Consider the following 19,692-nt stretch of genomic DNA (forward strand, 5'->3'; position numbering starts at 1 on the left):
ATCCAGAGCTTTGCATGTGGCGATAGCGCCGGTGCGAAGTGGAAAGGCGTTCATGATCGCGATCATTCGTCAAATGTTCAGTCGTCGATCATTGCCATGGCATGACACAGCGCCGGTCAGGGAGGAGCTGTTCGGCATCGAACGGCTGGAGCAGCATGCCGAGAGTCTCGCCCTTGCCCAGCAGATAACCGGTAGACCGCCTGCTGTTCTGCCGCTGCGCATCCGGCTGAATGACAATGCCCGCGTCCTGCTGGCGGCGTACCGGGCCGACGCCGCCGAGCTGGAAAAAGGCGGCGATGTCGTGCCGGCTGCGGAATGGCTGCTCGACAACTATCACCTGGTCGAGGAACAGATTCGCGAAATCCGCGATGATCTGCCGCCGGGCTATTATCGCCAGCTGCCGAAACTGGCAGAGGGGCCGTTTGCCGGATATCCCAGGGTATTCGGTCTCGCCTGGGCCTTTGTCGCTCATACAGACAGTCATTTCGATCCGGACACGTTGCGGCGCTTCATCGCCGCTTATCAGCGGGTGCAGCCCCTGACCATCGGCGAACTTTGGGCCGTCGCCATCACACTCCGTATCGTTCTGATCGAAAACCTGCGCCGGCTGGCCGACCAGATCACGGTGGGACGCGAAACCCGGGCGAGCGCCGATGCGCTGGCCGACCGCCTCCTCGACCCTTCAAGGCTTCGGGCCGCGCTGGAAGCGGACCTGTCGGCGCAGTCACCTGAGCCATTGTCGGAACGGTTCGCGGCCCAGCTGGCCAAGCGGTTGCGCGATCAGGATCCCCGCACGATGCCCGCCCTGGGATGGCTGGAGCACCGGCTGAGAGATCAGGATGTCACGATCGGCGATGTCGTCCAGCACGCCCAGCAAAGACAGGGTGCATCCAATCTCACGGTGCGCAATGTCATCACCAGCATGCGGCTGATTTCGGATATCGACTGGGCTGATCTGGTCGAAAGCGTCAGCCTGGTCGATCACCGTCTGCGGGCAGCCAGCGATTTCGCTGCGATGGATTTCCCGACCCGCGACCTCTACCGGAAGGCCATCGAGCAGTTGGCCCGCGGCTCCGCCTGTTCCGAACTCGAGGTTGTCGAGCATACCCTGGAGGCCGCGCGCCTTGGCGGTATCGATGCGATCAATCCGGCCCAGGCCGAACGCGTGGGCGATCCCGGCTATCATCTGATCGCCGAGGGACGGCAGGCGCTGGAACAGGCGATCGGATTCAGGCCATCGCCGCGCCTCTGGATCGGCCGTCTGAACACTCGCTTGGGCATTCCCGGCTATGTCGGCGCCATCCTGCTGGTCACCGGACTGCTGCTGGGCCTTGCCGCGATGGCAATCGGGATGCCTGGCCTGCAGGGCGGCTGGATCGCGGTGTTCCTCGTCGCCGGTTTCCTGCCGGCATCTGACGTGGCAATCGCGCTGGTCAACCGCGCGGTCATCTGGAGCGCGGGCGCCGTGGCGCTGCCCGGACTCGAACTCAAGGCCGGCGTGCCTGCGTCGCTGCGCACCCTGATCGCCGTGCCGACCCTGCTGGTCGATGAAACGGACCTGCTGGAACAGATCGAGCGTCTGGAGGTCCACTATCTCTCCGGCATCAGCGGCGATCTGTACTTCGCTCTTCTGTCGGATGGAGAGGATGCAGACGAAGAGATGCTTGAGGGTGATACGCATCTGCTTGCCATGGCCGCAGATGCCATTGCCGATCTGAACCGGCGTCACGGACCGGCACCCGGCGGCGCCCGGTTCCATCTTCTGCATCGCCGCCGCACCGTCAATGCGAGCGAAAGCACATGGATGGGGTGGGAACGCAAACGCGGCAAGCTGCACGAACTGAACCGGTTGCTGCGGGGCGCAATCGACACCACATTCATGCCGGTCTCGGGCCAGGCCTCGCAACTGCCGGACGATGTGCGGTACGTCATCACCCTGGATGCCGACACAAGGCTGCCACGTGATGCCGCGATCCGCCTGATCGGCAAGATGGCGCATCCGCTGAACCGGCCAAGGTTCAGTGTCATCGAGCAGCGTATCGTCGGCGGTTACGGGATATTGCAGCCCCGTGTCACGCCATCTCTTCCGATCGGCAGCGAGGGGTCACTCTATCAGCGGGTATTCTCCAGCCCCGGCGGTATCGATCCCTATGCCGCCGCCGCGTCCGATGTTTACCAGGATCTGTTCGGCGAGGGTTCCTACACCGGCAAGGGCATTTACGATGTCGATGCCTTCGAGGCCGCGTTATCTGGCCGTATTCCGGAGAACCGGGTCCTCAGCCACGATCTGCTGGAGGGGATATACGCACGCTCCGGCCTGGCGTCCGATATCGAGGTTATCGAGGATTTTCCATCCCGCTATGACGTCGTCGCCAAACGCCAGCACCGATGGACGCGCGGCGACTGGCAGTTGCTGCCCTGGATATTCGGACCGCGCAACGGATACCTGGCGGTTCCGGCGCTCGGGCGCTGGAAGATGCTCGACAACCTGCGGCGCTCGCTGCTGGCACCATTTACGTTGCTTCTGCTTGGCCTGTGCTGGCTACTGCCGCCGCCGTTCATTCTGCCGGGGCTTTTGCTGACCCTTGTCGTCATCGCCGTGCCGGCCTTCCTGCCTGCTGTCTTTGCGCTACTGCCACCGCGATCTGGAATCCGCCTGCGCAATCACCTGGGCGCGCTGGGTGGCGATGTGAGACTCGCGGTCACGCAGACGCTGTTGTCGATTGCCTTCCTGCCCGATCAGGCCTGGCGCATGGGCGATGCCATCGTCAGGACCCTGGTGCGGCTGTTCGTGACGCATCGTCGCCTGCTGGAATGGACGACAGCGGCAGCATCGGCCGGGAGCCCGCGCCTGAGCCTGGGCGGCTTCTATGGAAAAATGTCCGGCGGGTTGGTCCTGGCCGGGCTTCTGACCGGCAGTGCGGCTGGCCTGATGCCCATGACCTGGCCATTCATTCTGCCCTTTGCGGTGCTGTGGCTGGCGGCGCCGGCCCTGGCCCTGGCGGTCAGCCGGTCGCCGCCGGCATCGCGGCGCCTCGCGGTCTCGGATGTCGAGAGTCGCGAGCTGCGCCTGATCGCGCGACGGACCTGGCGATACTTCGAGGTCTTCGTCACGCCATCGGAAAACATGCTGCCGCCCGACAATTTCCAGGAAGACCCGAAGCCGGTGACCGCGCATCGGACATCGCCGACCAATATCGGGCTTTATCTGCTGTCCACGGTGGCGGCGCGGGATTTCGGATGGGCAGGCACGACGGAAACCATCGAGCGGCTGGAAGCGACGATGGAAACCCTGCATCGGCTGCCGCGTTTCAAAGGCCATTTCTACAACTGGTATGGCACGCAGGATTTGCGGGTCCTTGACCCTGCCTATGTGTCCTCCGTCGACAGCGGCAATCTCGCCGGCCATCTGATTGCACTGGCGAATGCCTGCGAGGAATGGATGGATGCCGGTACCGCAACCACGGTCCGCGCCGGCATAACCGATACCCTGCTGCTCGCACGGGCCGCTCTCGGGATGCTGCCCGCCAATGGCGGGGAGCGTGGACAGGAGATTGCCGCGCTGCTTGGCGAGATCGATGGCCATCTGAACGGTGGTCTGACGCCAGGCGCGGTTTATCCGGCCCTGAAGCGGCTCGGTGAAAAGGCAGCAAAGGCGGCGCTCGACATTGTGCCGGCGAGCGGTGCGGGCCTGTTCCGCGATCTGGTGTTCTGGACCGAGGCGTTACGATGCCTCATCGGCGAGCATGAACGCGACAGGCTGCAACTGGCCGTTCTGTCGCATGACCTGAGCAGCCGGCTGCAGACGATCGCGGCGGCAGCTCGCGAAATGGCACTCGCCATGGATTTTTCCTTCCTGCTCGATCCGGAGCGCAAGCTGCTGTCGATCGGCTATTCGGTTGCCGATAACACCCGCGACAGCAGCTGCTACGATCTCCTGGCATCCGAAGCCCGGCTGGCCAGCCTGTTTGCGATCGCCAAGGGCGATGCCCCGAGCCAGCACTGGTTCCGCCTCGGTCGCGCCTCGACGCCGCTGGGCAATGGCGCCGCGCTGATTTCGTGGTCCGGGTCGATGTTTGAATACCTGATGCCGTCGCTGGTCATGCGCGCACCGGCCGGCAGTCTGCTGGAGAGGACCAATACCCTGGTGGTGGATCGTCAGAAATCCTATGCGCGCACCTTGGATATTCCCTGGGGCATATCAGAATCCGCCTATAACGCACGTGATATGGAATTCACCTATCAGTATTCCAATTTCGGCGTACCCGGCCTGGGCCTGAAGCGCGGCCTGGCCGAAAATGTCGTGATCGCGCCCTATGCGACGGGCCTCGCTACCATGGTGGACCCGCGCGGTGCGCTGCAGAATTTCGCCCATCTCGAAAGACTGGGCGGCGGTGGGCGGTACGGCTTTTACGAGGCGCTCGATTTTACCTGGTCGCGGCTGCCGGACAACACAGCGGTCGCCATCGTGCGCAGTTTCATGGCGCATCACCAGGGCATGACCATCGTGAGCATGGCGAATATCCTGCAGGATGGGAAAATGCGGGCCCGTTTCCATCGTGAACCGATGATCCAGGCCAGCGAACTGCTGCTGCAAGAGCGCATGCCGCGTGGTATTGCCATTGCGCATCCGCGCGCCGAAGAAGTCAAAATCGCTGCGACCAAGTCCAAAGCCGAGGTGGTGACCGTGCGCCGCTTCACGGGAGCGGTGGGCGGTGCACCGGTGACGCATATGCTGTCGAACGGCCGCTATGCCGTGATGCTGACGGCCAGCGGAGCCGGCTACAGCCGCTGGCGCGACATCGCCATTACCCGCTGGCATGAGGATGCAACCCGCGATGACTGGGGCAGCTTCATATTCCTGCGGGATGTCCGCACCGGGCAGACCTGGTCGGTCGCTGCAAAGCCGGCGGATGCCGGCGGTGACGGCAATGAAGTCATTTTCGCCGAGAACTGCGCCGAGTTCATCTGCCGCATCGATTCACTGGTTACCGCCATGGATGTCCTGGTGTCCGGCGAGGATGATGGCGAGGTCCGTCGCATATCGGTGACCAACAGCGGTCGCCGGGCGCGCGAGATCGATATCACCTCTTATGCCGAACTGGTTCTCGCGGCCCCGGCGGCCGACAGCGCCCATCCCGCCTTTTCCAAGATGTTCGTGCAGACCGAGTATCTTGCCGAATTCGGGGCGCTGATCGCGACGCGGCGCCGGCGTGCGCCGGACGAGCCCGAGGTCTGGGCCGCCCACTTCGCCGTTGTGGAAGGCGAGGTCTCGGCCGATCCGCAATACGAGTCCGACCGCGCGCGTTTCATCGGGCGAGGCAAAAACATCGCCATGGCTGCAGTCATGACCGGCGATGCGACCCTCACCAATACGGTTGGCACTGTTCTGGACCCGGTATTCGCGCTCCGGCATCGCGTAACCATTGCGCCAGGACGCGTAGCGCGGCTGGCATTCTGGACCCTGGTCGCATCGTCGCGAGCCGCGCTGCTCGACCTCATTGACCAGCATCATGACCGCAGCGCCTTCGAGCGGGCCAAGACATTGGCCTGGACCCAGGCCCAGGTGCAGTTGCGCCATCTCGATATCGAAGCGGAGGAAGCCGCAGACTTTCAGCGCCTGGCGGCACCGATTCTCTATGTTGACCCGCGTTTCCGGGCGCCGTCGGATGCAATCCTGCGCGGGGCGGGCCCGCAGTCGCGTTTATGGCCGCAGGGCATTTCCGGCGATTGCCCCATCGTTCTGCTGCGGATCGACGAGATCGAGGACATCGCCCAGGTCCGGCAGTTGTTGCGTGCCCATGAATATTGGCGCATGAAGCGCCTCAGCGTCGATCTGGTCATCGTCAACGAGCGGGCGTCCTCCTACACGCAGGACCTGCAAATCGCCATTGAGACGGCTGTGCGCAGCAGCCAGGCGCGGCCGCGCTTCGGCGGAGACATGGCGCGTGGTTCGGTCTTCACGCTGCGCGCCGACCTGATCAGCAGCGAAACCCGGGCCCTGTTGCAGTCGATCGCCCGTGTCGCCCTGATCGCCCGCCGCGGTCCCATCACCGACCAGCTTGCCCGATTGCCGGCAACGGCAGCAGTCGCGCCCGTCATTGTGCATCGCGAGCCTCCGCAGGCTGATGCATCGCCCGGTCCGACCACACCGCCTGTGCTGGAATTCTTCAATGGCCTTGGCGGGTTCGACAAGGATGGCCGGGAATATGTGACGGTTCTCAAGGCCGGACAGGTTACGCCGGCGCCATGGATCAATGTGATCGCCAATCCGGCTTTCGGCTTTCAGGTCTCGGTGGAGGGCAGCGGTTACACTTGGGCCGAAAACAGTCGCGAGAACCAGATCACAGCCTGGTCGAACGATCCGGTGCGGGATCCGGCCGGAGAAGTCCTGTATATCCGCGACGAGATCAGTGGCGAGCTTTTGACGGCCACCGCGCAGCCGATCCGGGACGGCGGTGTTTATACGGCACGCCATGGTTACGGCTACACGCGCTTCCAGCATGAGGCGAGCGGTCTCGCGCTCGACCTGCTGCAATATGTACCGCTCGCCGATCCGATCAAAATCTCACGTCTGACGCTTCGTAATCTTTCAGGTAGGCCGCGACGGCTGTCTATTACGGCCTATGCTGAATGGGTGCTTGGCACAGCGCGTGGTGTTTCCGGCCCGTTCATCATCACCGAGATCGATGAGGCAACAGGGGCGATGCTGGCGCGCAATCCCTGGGACACGGCCTTTGCCGGCCGCGTCGCCTTTGCCGATCTTGGCGGCAGACAAACGGCATGGACGGCGGATCGCACGGAATTCCTCGGCCGCAACGGATCGGTTTCCGCACCCACGGGGCTGACCGGGAACACAGCGCTGTCGGGCGCCACCGGTGCAGGACTGGATCCCTGTGCGGCCCTGCAGGGCATCGTGGAACTTGGCGTGGGAGAAGAGATCGAGATTGTCTGGTTCGTCGGCCAATGCGGATCGGCCGACGAAGCCCGGGCTTTGGTCTTGCGTTATCGCGAGGCTGATCTCGATGCGGTATTACGCGGCGTGACCGATCACTGGCAGACGCTGCTGGGGGCTGTGCAGGTCAAGACGCCGGATCGCGCGATGGACATCATGTTGAACGGCTGGCTGCTGTATCAGACCCTGGCCTGCCGTGTCTGGGCACGTTCGGCCTTCTACCAGGCCAGTGGTGCCTATGGCTTCCGCGATCAGCTCCAGGACGGCATGGCTCTGGTTTTCGCCAAGCCAGACGAAACGCGCTGCCACCTGCTGCGGGCCGCCGCCCGCCAGTTCACTGAGGGTGATGTTCAGCATTGGTGGCTGCCGTATTCGGGACAGGGCGTGCGGACGCGGATATCCGACGATCGCGTCTGGCTTGCCTTTGCCACTGCGACCTATGTGACGACGTCGGGGGATGGCGCGGTTCTCGATGAGACCGTGCCGTTTATCGAAGGGCCCGTGCTGGGCGCGGGAGAGCATGATGCCTTCTTCCAGCCAATGGTGGCCGATGAAGCGGGAACGCTGTTCGACCATTGCGTGCGCGGCCTCGACCAGTGTCTGGCGCTGACCGGCCGGCATGGTCTGCCTTTGATTGGCACTGGCGATTGGAACGATGGCATGAATCGCGTCGGGCAGGATGGGCAGGGCGAAAGCGTCTGGTTGGCCTGGCTGCTGTTGCGGACCATTGATCTTTTTGCACCCCTGGCGGAGCAGCGTGATCCAGAGCGGGTGGTTCGCTGGCAGGCCCATGCCGCCCATGTGCGGGCGGCACTCGAGCGGGAGGCCTGGGATGGCGCCTGGTATCGTCGCGCGACCTTCGATGACGGCGTCTGGCTCGGATCGAAGGACAGCCCGGAATGCCGGATCGATTCCATTGCGCAGTCCTGGGCGGTGTTATCCGGTGGCGCCGATCTGGCACGCGCAGTTACGGCGATGGCGTCGCTGAAGCGGCATCTGATCCGTGAGCAGGAGGGCCTGGCACTGCTGTTCACGCCGCCCTTTGATCGAACCCTGCGTGATCCCGGCTATATCAAGGGCTACCCGCCGGGCCTGCGTGAAAATGGCGGGCAGTACAGCCATGCTGCCATGTGGGCCATTCTGGCCTTCGCAAAACTGGGCGATGGTAAGGCGGCGTCGGATTTGTTCGCCCTGCTCAATCCGATCAATCATGCCCGCACGCCTGATGATGCCGAACGCTACAAGGTCGAGCCTTATGTCGTCGCCGCCGACGTCTATTCCGTGGCGCCGCATGCCGGCCGTGGCGGCTGGACTTGGTATACCGGAGCGGCCGGCTGGATGTACCGGGCCGGCATCGAGGGTATTCTTGGTCTGCGCCGTGAAGGCGCCGTGCTGATTGTTGAGCCCTGCCTTCCGCCGGCATGGCCCGGCTTTGAAGCGACCGTGTCGGTCGGTTCGGGCCGCTACGATATCCGGGTCACTCAGTCACTGGCAGATTGCTGGGATGGCGCCCATGCCATCCTTGATGGCGTGCGGATCGAGTGTGTCGGGAAGGGCTTCCTGGTACCGCTGGATGGCGGCGAGCACAGCCTGCTGATTTCGATCTAAGCGGACGGGATGTCATTATCAAGATCTTCTCAAAATCATGTCGCCTTCCCGAGACTGAGACGGTCATCGACTACAATGGCATCGAGACTGAGATGAAGGTGAAACCCTGATCGTGTGAGCGCCCGCGCTTGGCGAGTAATCATTTACTGATAAGCCAGCCTGCAGGGGGGTGAGATCAAAGAATTCGGAATAATTCTGTATTCAGTGCGATAAGGGCCCGACGTTGCTTGCCAATAGGTCTGAGCTTCCGGAAAGATGTTGCCAGAATCTCTGATAATTCATTGCCAACGACTCGGGTCCGCTTCGCCTGAATTGGGCCTAAAATTGCCAACTACTCTGGTTTCCGACAGCGTCCCCGCTGCCCCCTGAAATCACCGATGCCTCGGCGTGGTACGGCCCCGCCATGCTGCGGGACCAGTCCTGGCTCGGGCAGTTCAATGCCGCCGAGGTGGCCGAGGTCGAGGCGGCGTTGAAGCCGCTGGCCGCCAATCCGGCCTTCAATGCCGCCCGCATGACGGCTGCGGATTTTCCGTTGCCCACGCTCGGCCCGCGACTGATTGTCCTGCGCAGCGAAATCCTGGATGGACGCGGCTTTGCCCTGCTGCGCGGCCTGCCGGTGCAGCGCTGGTCCCTGCGCGAAGCGGCGATTGCCTTCCTCGGCATCGGCAGCCATCTGGGCAGTGCACGCTCGCAGAATGCGCGCGGCCATGTGCTGGGCCATGTGAAGGATATGGGGCTCAGCAGCGACGACCCAAATGTGCGCATCTACCAGACGCATGAGCGTCAGACCTTCCATACTGATTCCTGCGATATCGTTGGTCTGCTGTGTCTGCAGGCGGCAAAAAGCGGCGGCCATTCGGCACTGGTCAGCTCGGTGACCATCTTCAACGAGATGCGCCGGCGCCGGCCCGACCTTCTGGCGCTGCTGTTTGCGCCAATCGAGACCGACCGGCGTGGTGAGGTGCCGGTGGGCGAGAAGCCCTATTTCACCATTCCCACCTACAACTGGCATGAAGGCCATCTCTCGGCCATCTACCAGCGCCAGTATATCGAGTCCGCTCGCCGTTTCGATGACGTGGCGCCGCTGACGCCTGAGCAGATCGAGGCCTATGACCTGTTCGACGCGCTATCCAACGATCCGGCCCTGAACTTCCATATGGAACTGCAGCCCGGCGATGTGCAGATGGTGCATAATCACACCCTGCTGCATGACCGCACGGCCTTTGACGACTGGGCCGATACTGCAAAGCGCCGCCATCTGCTGCGGCTCTGGCTGGCGCCGAAGGAAGCGCGTCCTTTACCTCCAGCCTTCGCCCAGCGTTATGGCTCGGTCACGCCGGGGGATCGTGGCGGCATCATTGTGCCGGGCACGCAGCTGACGGTACCCTACGAGGCGGTCTGACCTAAGATAAGGGATGGCCACTCCAGGGAGGAAACCATGACTGTCAGCGCCACCGAGAAACGCACCGCCTTTCGCCGTCTGCATGAGAGCGGCTGCTTCGTCATCCCCAATCCCTTCGATGCCGGCAGCGCCGTGATGCTGCAGAGCCTGGGCTTCAAGGCGCTGGCCTCTTCCAGTGCCGGCATGGCCTGGACGATGGCGAAGTCGGACAACAAGGTAAGTCGCGCCGATGTGCTGGCGCATCTCAAGCTGCTGACCGCGGCCACGGATATTCCGGTCAATGCCGATTACGAGAACGGTTTCGCCGATGATCCGGACGGCGTGGCCGCCAGCGTCACGCTGGCCATCGATACCGGCATCGCCGGCCTGTCGATCGAGGACTCGACCGGCAGCAAGGAGCAGCCGCTCTACGATTTCGACCTCGCCGTTGCGCGCATCAAGGCCGCTCGGGCCGCCATCGACAAAAGCGGCAGCGGCGTGCTGCTGACCGCGCGCTCGGAAGGCTTCTTTGCCGGCCGGCCGGACCTGGATGAAACCGTGAAGCGCATCAGGGCTTATGCCGCCGCCGGCGCCGACTGTCTCTATGCGCCTGGCATCAAAGAGGATGCGCAGATCACCGCCATCGTGCAGGCGGCGGGTGGCAAGCCGGTCAACCTCCTGACCATGGGGCACAGTGTCGAGCAGGCGGCCGGGTTGGGTGTACGCCGCATCAGCGTCGGCGGTTCGCTGGCGCGTGCGGCCTATGGCGAGCTCATGCGGGTGGCGAAGGAGATCGCCGAGCAGGGCAGCTTCGCCGGCTTTGCCCGCGGCATGCCAGGTGCTGAATTAAATAAGCTGTTCACGGGGACATAAGGAATGACCTGGCCGACCCAGAACGGGCGTTTCAGTCTCGGGAATCTCGGACTGCTGTCGGGCGAAACCCTGCCCAATGCGACGATCAGCTGGAAAGCCCATGGCACGCTGTCGCCGGCGCGTGACAATGTCGTGCTGTATCCGACCAGCTATTCGGCGCGTCATCCCGATCTGGAATGGCTGATCGGGCCCGATGGCGTGCTGGACCCGACGCGCTGGTTCATTGTCATCCCCGACATGTTCGGCAACGGGCTGTCCTCCAGCCCTTCGAACACGCCCGATTATCCGGTGCTGGTCACTGCCTGGGACAATGTGCAGGCCCAGAAGCGGCTTCTGGCCGAGCAGTTCGGGATCGAAAAGCTGCACGCCGTCTATGGCTGGTCGATGGGCGCGCAGCAGGCCTATCACTGGGCCGCCTGCTTCCCTGATGCGATGCAGGCCGTGGTGATCAACTGCGGCAGCGCGCGTACGGCTGTGCACAACCAGGTGTTCCTGAACGGTCTGATGGCGACGCTGGAAGCCGCCCCCGAGCATACCGGCAACGGGCAGTTCTCGGCTGAACCGAAGGCGGCGCTGCGCGCCTTTGGCCGGATTTATGCCGGCTGGGGCCTGAGCCAGGACTTCTACCGCGCCGGGCTGCATCTGACAGCGCTGGGCGCGCCGGACCTGGAGACCTTCTTGCGCACCGGCTGGGAGGAACGCTTTGCCCAGCGCCCGGCCGCCGATCTCTATGCACAGCTGCGCACCTGGCATGCCGGCGATATCAGCAATAACCCGCTTTACAACCGCGACCTGCATATGGCGTTGCGTGCCATCCGGGCCCGTGTACTGCTGATGCCGGGCGAGACGGACCTGTATTTCCGCGTTGCCGATAACGCGGCTGAACTGCCGTTTCTGGCCCAGGCCGAGCTTTGTCCGATCCCCAGTATCTGGGGCCATCGCGCCGGCAATCCACAGGTGATCCCGGAGGATACCGCTTTCATAAAGGCGCAGGTCCGACGCTGGCTGGGCTAGCCGCGACTCAGCGCTTTGCTATCTCGTTGGCGCTTTGCTATCCAGAATGGTGGATAGCGAATCGGCATGACCTCACTCTCTCTGGACGCGGCACAGGATACCCTGCACAGGGTTTTCGGCTTCGAGCGTTTCCGCGCCGGGCAGGCCGAAATTGTGCAGGCGCTGCTGAACGCCGAGAATGTGCTGGCGGTGATGCCGACCGGCAGCGGCAAGTCGCTCTGCTACCAGCTGCCGGCGATCCTGAATGGCGGGCTGACCGTGGTGGTTTCCCCCCTGATTGCGCTGATGCGCGACCAGGTGCGGCAGCTGCAGGGCTTTGGCATCAATGCGGCGGCGCTGAACTCTTCCATCGATGACGAGGAATACCGCCGCATCCATCGCGACCTCAATGACGGATCGCTGCGGCTGCTCTATGTGGCGCCTGAGCGACTGGTGCGGCCCGATACGGTGACGCTGCTCAAGCGCGTCAATCCCGCGCTGCTGGCTATCGACGAGGCCCATTGCGTTTCGCAATGGGGCCACGATTTCCGCCCGGAATACCTGAGCCTGGGCAGTATACGTGCCGAACTGGGCAATATCACCACCATCGCGCTGACCGCCACCGCCGATGCGCCGACGCGTGCCGACATCATTGCCAAGCTGTTTTCCGACCATAATGGAGTGGGGCGTCCGCGCGAATTCATTCGCAGCTTCGACCGCCCCAACCTGCATCTGATGATGCAGGCCAAGGCCAGCGCCCGTACCCAGATCGGCGAGTTCATCGCGGCACGGCGGGGTTTGAGCGGCATTATCTACTGCTCCTCTCGCAAGCGCACCGAAGAGATGGCGGCGGCGCTGAAAACCATGGGGCACAATGCGCTGGCCTATCATGCCGGCATGGAGCAGCGGCAGCGCGACACCAATCAGGACACCTTCTTGCGTGACGACGGTGTGGTGATGGTGGCCACCGTCGCTTTCGGTATGGGAATCGACAAGCCTGACGTGCGTTATGTCTGTCATGCCGATCTACCGCGCAATGTCGAAGCCTATTACCAGGAAATCGGTCGTGCCGGCCGTGACGGCCTGCCGGCGGAGACGCTGACGCTCTATGGTCTCGACGACATGCGCTTCCGGCGCATGCAGATCGAGGAAGGTGAGACCTCGGACGAGCGCAAGCGCATCGAGCGCCAGCGCTTCAATGCGCTGGTGGCGCTGTGCGAATCGCCGCGCTGCCGCCGCCAGACCCTGCTGGCCTATTTCGGTGAGCAGTCCGAACCCTGCGGCCATTGCGATCTCTGTCAGGACGGCGTGGCGCGCTTTGATGGGACTATCGAGGCGCAGAAAGCCATGTCGGCCATGATGCGTACCGGCCAGCGCTACGGCACCGAGCATCTGGTGCAGATTCTGCTGGGCAACAAGACAGACGCGATCCTGCGCAACGAGCATGACCGCCTGCCCACCTTCGGGATCGGCAAGGATCGCGACGCCAATGCCTGGCGCTCGATTTTCCGCCAGCTTTACGGCGCTGGCCTGGTCGATCTGGATATCGCCGGCCATGGCAGCTGGTTCCTCACCGATGCCGGCCGTGCCGTGCTGAAGGGTCAGAACCGCGTCGAATTGCGCATCGAGGCGATCAGCGGTAAACGCAGCAAGGGCCAGCGCGGCAAGTCCTCGGTTGCTGAGGTGGCGCTGGGCCATGACGACCAGATCCTGCTGGCGGCGCTGAAGGACCTGCGGCGCCAGATGGCGACCGAGCTGCAGCAGCCGGCCTATGTGATCTTTTCCGACCGCACCCTGCTGGAGCTGGCGGTCAAGCGGCCGAACAACCTCTATCGCCTGAGCGATATCCATGGCATCGGGCAGGCCAAGCTGGAACGCTTCGGCCAGGCTTTCCTTGATGTGGTGCTGGCGCATGACCGGCAGGGAGAGGCCGCATGAAAACGGTTGGTCTCATTGGCTTCGGCGGCATCGGCCGCTCCATTCTCGATGCCTGGGCGAAGATGCCGCCAGAAGGTTATCGTCTTGCTGCATTGCTGGTGCGCTCGCGTCAGCTGGATGAGGCGCGTGCTGCGGTGCCCGATCCCGTCGTCACCGACGACCTGGCCGCTTTCCTGAACGCAAAGCCGGAGATCGTGGTGGAAGCCGCTGGCCAGCCGGCGGTACGCGACTGCGCCGAAGCGGTGTTGTGGCAGGGCTGCGAATTCTTTGTCATTTCCACCGGCGCGCTGGCCGACGATGATTTCCGCACAGCTGTGCAGACGGTGGCGAAAGCCGGCGGCGGCCGGATCGTCATTCCGGTCGGCGCCACCACCGGCCTTGATGGCCTGCTGGCCATGCGGCAGGACGGGCTGCACAGCGTGACCTACACCTCGACCAAGCCGCCGCTGGCCTGGATGGGTACGCCGGCGGAAAAAACCTTCGATCTCGCCGCGATCAAGACACCGACGGTGATCTTCCGCGGCAGCGCGCGCGAGGCTGCGCTGAACTATCCCAAGAATGCCAATCTGGCGGCCACCGTGGCGCTGGCCAGCCTGGGGCTGGACCGCACGGTGGTTCAGTTGGTCGCAGACCCTGCAGCAGCAGGCAATACCGGCCGCATTGAAGCGCAGAGTGAAAGCTCGACACTCACCGTGATCGTGGCCGGCCGCAGCAGCGCCAGCAATCCAAAGACCTCGGCCATCACCGGCATGAGTGTGCTGTCGGCGCTGGCCAACCGCAGCGCGCTGCTCACCTACGCCTAACCCTGACTCAGGTCGGCTTCGACCGCGTCAGCGGCGCGGCCGTAAACGGCGAGGCGCCGGCGCCCAGCAGCACGCCGCCCTTGGTCTTGCGCGCGAATGGTAGTTCCACCAGCGGCGGGATCGGGCAGTGATAGGGCTGGCTGTTTGTGCGCTTTTCCCATTCGGCGCGCGCATCCTTCAGCAGGTTTTCGTCGGTCAGCATGTCGATGGCGGTGGCCGCCATCGCCTTGGCGGCTGCCACCATCGCCTTATGCGCAGCCGGCTGCTTGCCCTGCGCCACCAGCTGCCAGGAATGGCCCGGCGTTCCCACCGCAAAGCATGGTCCCCAGCATTGCACCGTCGGCGTCAGCCAGCTGACATCGCCCACATCGGTGGAGCCATAGAGCTGCCGTGGTGTGCCGTCGAAGGGCAGGATGGCATCATGCAGCGGCTGGTCATAGGTGGTCGGTTCGCCCACGCTGCGCAGGGACGAGAAGACATCTTCCGGCGTCAGGGCGTTCTTGCGCATCTCGGTGGCGAAGGCGCGGTCGGCCGCGTCGAACTGCACCGGGCCGAGCTGCTCGATATTGCGATGCATGGCCCATTCCAGTGCGGTATTGGGCAGCACTTCGGAACAGGCCTTGTCGAAATCGACAAAGGCTTGCGTCTCGGTCATCAACGCCGCGCCTTCGGCGATCTTCTTGACGCGTTCGAAAAGCTTGGTGGCTTCCACCACCGACGGGCCGCGCACCAGATACAGCACTTCCGCCTTGGCCTGCACCACGTTGGGCGAGATGCCGCCGGTATCGGTGACGGCGTAATGCACACGCGTGTTCGATGGCATATGCTCGCGCATGTAGTTGACGCCGACATTCATCAGTTCGACGGCATCCAGCGCACTGCGGCCCAGATGCGGCGCTGAAGCTGCGTGGGCGGCGCGGCCGGTGAAGCGGAAATAGGCCTGGATATTGGCCAGGCTGTTGACCGACATGACGCCCCAGAAATTGCCGGGATGCCAGCAGATCGCGGCGTCCAGATCCTTGAAGAGTCCACCGCGGGCCATGAAGGTCTTGCCCGAGCCGCCTTCTTCCGCCGGGCAGCCGTAATAGCGCACGCGGCCGGGAATCCTGTGTTCGGCCAGATAGTCCTTCACCGCGATGGCGGCCAGTGCGGCGCTGGCGCCGAGCAGATTGTGGCCGCAGCCCTGGCCGTTGGCCTGGCCGCTGGGCTTGCGTTCGGTCACGCCCGCCATCTGGCCCAGACCTGACAGGGCGTCGTATTCGCCGAGCAAACCAATTAGCGGACCATTTCCGCCGCCAGTGTCCTGGCCTGCCTCCGCCATGAAAGCAGTTGGAATGCCGGCGATATCGCGGGTGACGCGGAATCCCTCTTGCTCCAAAAGGGCGATCTGCGCCGCAACCGCGCCGTGTTCCTGATACCGCAGTTCAGCGAAATCCCAGACAGCGTCGCTTAATTTCAGGGCATCTGCAGCCTTGGCGTCGATCAGTTTGTTAATGCGTTGGATATCCTGCATGGCGCTTCCGTTGGCATGTCAGTATTTGGGCTTTTCAGGGTTGGCGGCTTTCTTCTACTCTAATTCCACAAGGCTCGTAAGAAGCACGATACGCAAACAGGTTTCTGCAAGTGGAACACAGGGGTATCAGAGATGACACGCAACCTTAGGGGAATATGCGGCCTGATGGTCGCCGGCATGGCGGCCGCAGTGCTGGGACTGGCGCAGCCAGTCTTGGCGCAGGAGCTGAAAGTCGGACTGAAGACCGAGCCGAGCTCGCTCGATCCGCAATATCACGCGCTCACGCCCAATCTGCAGATCGCACTGCATATCCACGACATGATGGTGATGTCGGACGCGAAAGGCGTGCTCTATCCGGGCTTGGCCACATCGTGGAAGACCATCGACGATACCACCTGGGAATTCAAACTGCGCGAAGGCGTGAAATTCTCCGACGGTTCGCCGTTCACCGCCGAGGATGTGGTCTACACCTATCAGCGTGCAGCCAAGGTGCCGAACAGCCCGTCGCCCTACACGGTCTACACCCGGCAGATCGCCGGTTATGAGATCGTCGATCCGCTGACCCTGCGCATCAAGACCGATGGTCCGGCGCCGGCGCTGCCGATCGACATGTCGCAGCTGCCGATCATGCAGAAGAAGTCGGCCAAGGCCGATGTGGCCGAGGGCGTCACCTCCGAGGCGCTCAATCGCGGCGAGGGCCTGGTCGGCACCGGTCCGTTCAAGTTCGTTGAATGGAAGCGCGGCACCCAGCTGGTGCTGGAGCGTAACGACAATTACTGGGGCCAGAAGCCGCACTGGAAGACGGTGACCTTCCGGCCAATGTCGAATTCCGCCGCCCGTACGGCGGCCATGCTGGCCGGCGACGTCGACCTGATCGAGGATCCACCGACCGACGATATCGAGAAACTGAAGAAGGATCCGAAGCTGAGTGTCAGCCAGGCCGTGTCCAACCGCATCATCTACATCCATGTTGATCATGTGGGTGAGCCCAGCGTCGGCATCGAAGGTACCAACGGCAAGAATCCCCTCAAGGACAAGCGGGTGCGTCAGGCGCTGTCGCTGGCCATCGACCGTGACGCGATCTCGTCGCGCATCATGGAAGGCCTGGCCATTCCGGCTGGTGATTTCCTGCCCTATCCGATGTTCGGCACGCGTCAGGATTCCAAGCCCGACAAGTACGACCTGAACAAGGCCAAGGCCCTGCTGGCGGAAGCCGGCTATCCCGACGGTTTCGGCATTTCGTTGGGTACGCCGAACGGCCGCTACATCAATGACATCAAGGTCGCCCAGGCGATCGCGGCGATGTGGACCCGGGCCGGCGTGAAGACCAAGGTGGATTCGGCCGTGCCGCCGGTCTTCTTCAAGAACCGCGACGAGCTGAAATACAGCGCCTACATGGCCGGCTGGTCCTCGCAGGAGATGAGCAACGCACTGCGGTCGCTGGTCGCCACGCCCAATCGCGAAAAGGGCATGGGCACCACCAACAAGGGCCGCTACTCCAATCCGGCGATGGATGCCAAGCTGGAGCAGGCCATGGGCACGGTGGATGATGCCAAGCGCAGCGCGCTGCTGCAGGAAGCCAGCAAGATGGTGGTCGAGGATTACGGCCTGCTGCCGCTGCATTACGAGCAGTCCGCCTGGGCGATGAAGAAGACCGTTGCCTATGCCGGTCGCAACGACCAGATGATCCGTTCCGACTTCGTCACGCCGGCCAAATAACCGACGACGTCATTGCGGCAATAAAAAAGGCGCCGGGTTTCCCCGGCGCCTTTCCTTTTGGACCGAAGCCCGATGCTTACTTGTGGTCGTCGGCGAAGATGTCCTTGTTCCGGTTTTCCGGAACGAACAGCGCGCCGATGATCAGGGTGCCAACCGCGATCACGATCGGGTACCACAGACCGAAGTAGATATCGCCCGTCTCCGCGCTCATCGCGAAGGCCGAGGCCGGCAGCAGACCGCCGAACCAACCGTTACCGATATGGTAGGGCAGCGACATGCCGGTGTAGCGGATGCGGGTCGGGAAGAGTTCGACCAGCGCCGCAGCGATCGGGCCGTACACCGCCGTCACCAGGATGACCAGGAAGGTCAGCACGACGACCAGCTTGATCGGCTGGGCCCGGAAGATGTCGAAGAACCCGGAGGTCTTGACGATTTCCGGATTGGCCGCACCCGGAACCGGGTAACCGCCAGCGCCGAGCGCATCGTTCACAGCCTTGACGAAGGCAGCCGGGGTGGTGCGTACGGCATCACCCGACAGCTTGGTGGCGTCATACGACGGCACCGTAGTGTTGCCGATGCGGATCACCGTGTCGGTCACGCCAGCCTTGTGCTCGGTCGTGTACTGGACCGAGCTGCGGGCGAGCTGCGCCTTGGCGATATCGCAAGGGCTGGTGAACTTCGAGGTACCGGTCGGGTTGAACTGGAACGAGCAGCTGTTGGTGTCGGTGACAACAACGACCTGCGTGTTCTGGTGCGCCCGTGCCAGGGCCGGATTCGCGGTCTCGGTGATGTACTTGAAGACCGGGAAGTAGGTGATGGCCGCAACCAGGCAGCCGCCGAGGATGATCACCTTACGGCCGATGCGATCAGACAGCGAGCCGAAGAAGACGAAACCAGCGGTACCCAGAATGAGCGACCAGGCGATGAGCACGTTCGAGGTCAGCAGGTCGACGCGCAGCACGTTCTGAATGAAGAACAGCGCGTAGAACTGGCCGGTGTACCACACCACGGCCTGACCGGCGGTGAGGCCGAGCAGGGCGAGCAGGGCGAACTTGGCGTTCTTCCACTGGCCGAAGGCTTCCGACAGCGGAGCCTTCGAGGTGCGACCCTCTTCCTTCATCTTGGTGAAGGCCGGGCTCTCTTCCATCTGCATGCGGATGTAGACGGAGATGATCAGCAGGATGATCGAGAGCAGGAACGGCACGCGCCAGCCCCAGTCGGCGAACTCCTTTTCACCTAGGTAGGTACGGGTGGCGAGAATGACCAGCAGCGACATCAGCAGGCCGAGCGTGGCCGTGGTCTGAATCCAGCTGGTGAAGTAGCCGCGACGATCCTGCGGGGCGTGTTCCGCCACGTAGACGACCGCGCCGCCGTATTCACCGCCGAGCGCCAGACCCTGCAGCATGCGCAGCGCGATCAGGATGATCGGAGCGGCCCAGCCGATGGTGTTGTAGCCCGGGAGCAGACCGACCAGGAAGGTCGAGGTGCCCATGATCAGGATGGTCATGAGGAAGGTGTACTTGCGGCCGACGAGATCGCCGAGGCGGCCGAACACCAGCGCGCCGAACGGACGCACCAGGAAGCCGGCGGCGAAGGCGAGCAGCGCGAAGACGTTGCGGGTCGCTTCCGGGAATGCCGAGAAGAACTGCGCGCCGATCACTGCGGCGAGCGAGCCGTAAAGATAGAAGTCATACCATTCGAAGATGGTGCCGGCGGAGGAGGCGAGAATGACTCGCTTCTCATCCTTGGTCATCGGCCGACGGCGATCGCCGGCCGCTGCGATATTGGCGCTCATGAAGCGTTTCCTTCCCTTGTGAGCGGTCGCGGTTTATCTGCGCGATCCGATGGGCGGAATCATAAATTATTGTGGTTAAGGAAGGGGATAGACCAAGGTCAAAAACGCCCCCGA

At 63.3% G+C, this 19,692-nt stretch carries 9 protein-coding genes; 7 read left to right on the plus strand and 2 right to left on the minus strand.

The features are described from left to right. The first annotated feature begins 52 nt into the window (after positions 1-52). The 6 genes from AC1RRE_RS04395 (at position 53) to AC1RRE_RS04420 (ending at position 14,551) form a co-directional block, all read left to right on the plus strand. On the plus strand, positions 53-8,563 hold the full coding sequence (locus AC1RRE_RS04395; protein WP_492979872.1) for a GH36-type glycosyl hydrolase domain-containing protein: 8,511 nt from the start codon (positions 53-55) through the stop codon (positions 8,561-8,563). Between the two features lie 403 nt (positions 8,564-8,966). Further along, positions 8,967-9,965, plus strand: a complete 999-nt coding sequence (locus AC1RRE_RS04400; protein ID WP_492979873.1) for a TauD/TfdA family dioxygenase — start codon at positions 8,967-8,969, stop codon at positions 9,963-9,965. Between the two features lie 36 nt (positions 9,966-10,001). Beyond that, a complete protein-coding gene (locus AC1RRE_RS04405) occupies positions 10,002-10,817 on the plus strand; it encodes an isocitrate lyase/PEP mutase family protein (protein WP_492979874.1) in 816 nt (271 codons plus the stop codon). A 3-nt stretch (positions 10,818-10,820) separates the two neighbouring features. Beyond that, positions 10,821-11,831, plus strand: coding sequence for an alpha/beta fold hydrolase (locus AC1RRE_RS04410; protein WP_492979875.1), 1,011 nt, complete (start codon positions 10,821-10,823; stop codon positions 11,829-11,831). A gap of 66 nt (positions 11,832-11,897) precedes the next feature. Beyond that, positions 11,898-13,748 carry a DNA helicase RecQ gene (recQ, locus tag AC1RRE_RS04415; RefSeq protein WP_492979876.1) on the plus strand — a complete coding sequence of 617 codons (1,851 nt, stop codon included), beginning with the start codon at positions 11,898-11,900 and terminating at the stop codon, positions 13,746-13,748. After that, the gene (locus AC1RRE_RS04420; protein WP_492979877.1) at positions 13,745-14,551 is read left to right on the plus strand and encodes an aspartate dehydrogenase; all 807 of its coding nucleotides are present in this window, start codon (positions 13,745-13,747) and stop codon (positions 14,549-14,551) included. The genes recQ and AC1RRE_RS04420 overlap by 4 nt, the downstream gene beginning before the upstream one ends. Positions 14,552-14,558: 7 nt before the next feature. Here the strand turns inward: AC1RRE_RS04420 and AC1RRE_RS04425 are convergent, their stop codons facing one another. Then, complete coding sequence (locus AC1RRE_RS04425) at positions 14,559-16,064, minus strand: M20 family metallopeptidase (protein ID WP_492979878.1); 1,506 nt, start codon at positions 16,062-16,064, stop codon at positions 14,559-14,561. A gap of 132 nt (positions 16,065-16,196) precedes the next feature. On the opposite strand from AC1RRE_RS04425, the gene AC1RRE_RS04430 reads away from it, so the two are divergent. Then, positions 16,197-17,783 (plus strand): ABC transporter substrate-binding protein, encoded by a 1,587-nt coding sequence (locus AC1RRE_RS04430; protein WP_492979879.1) that lies wholly within the window; start codon positions 16,197-16,199, stop codon positions 17,781-17,783. A 76-nt stretch (positions 17,784-17,859) separates the two neighbouring features. On the opposite strand, the gene AC1RRE_RS04435 is transcribed toward AC1RRE_RS04430, so the two are convergent. Further along, the gene (locus tag AC1RRE_RS04435) at positions 17,860-19,578 is read right to left on the minus strand and encodes an MFS transporter (RefSeq protein ID WP_492979880.1); all 1,719 of its coding nucleotides are present in this window, start codon (positions 19,576-19,578) and stop codon (positions 17,860-17,862) included. Positions 19,579-19,692: the final 114 nt, after the last annotated feature.

This window comes from Ferrovibrio sp. GW821-FHT12D07, assembly GCF_058807275.1.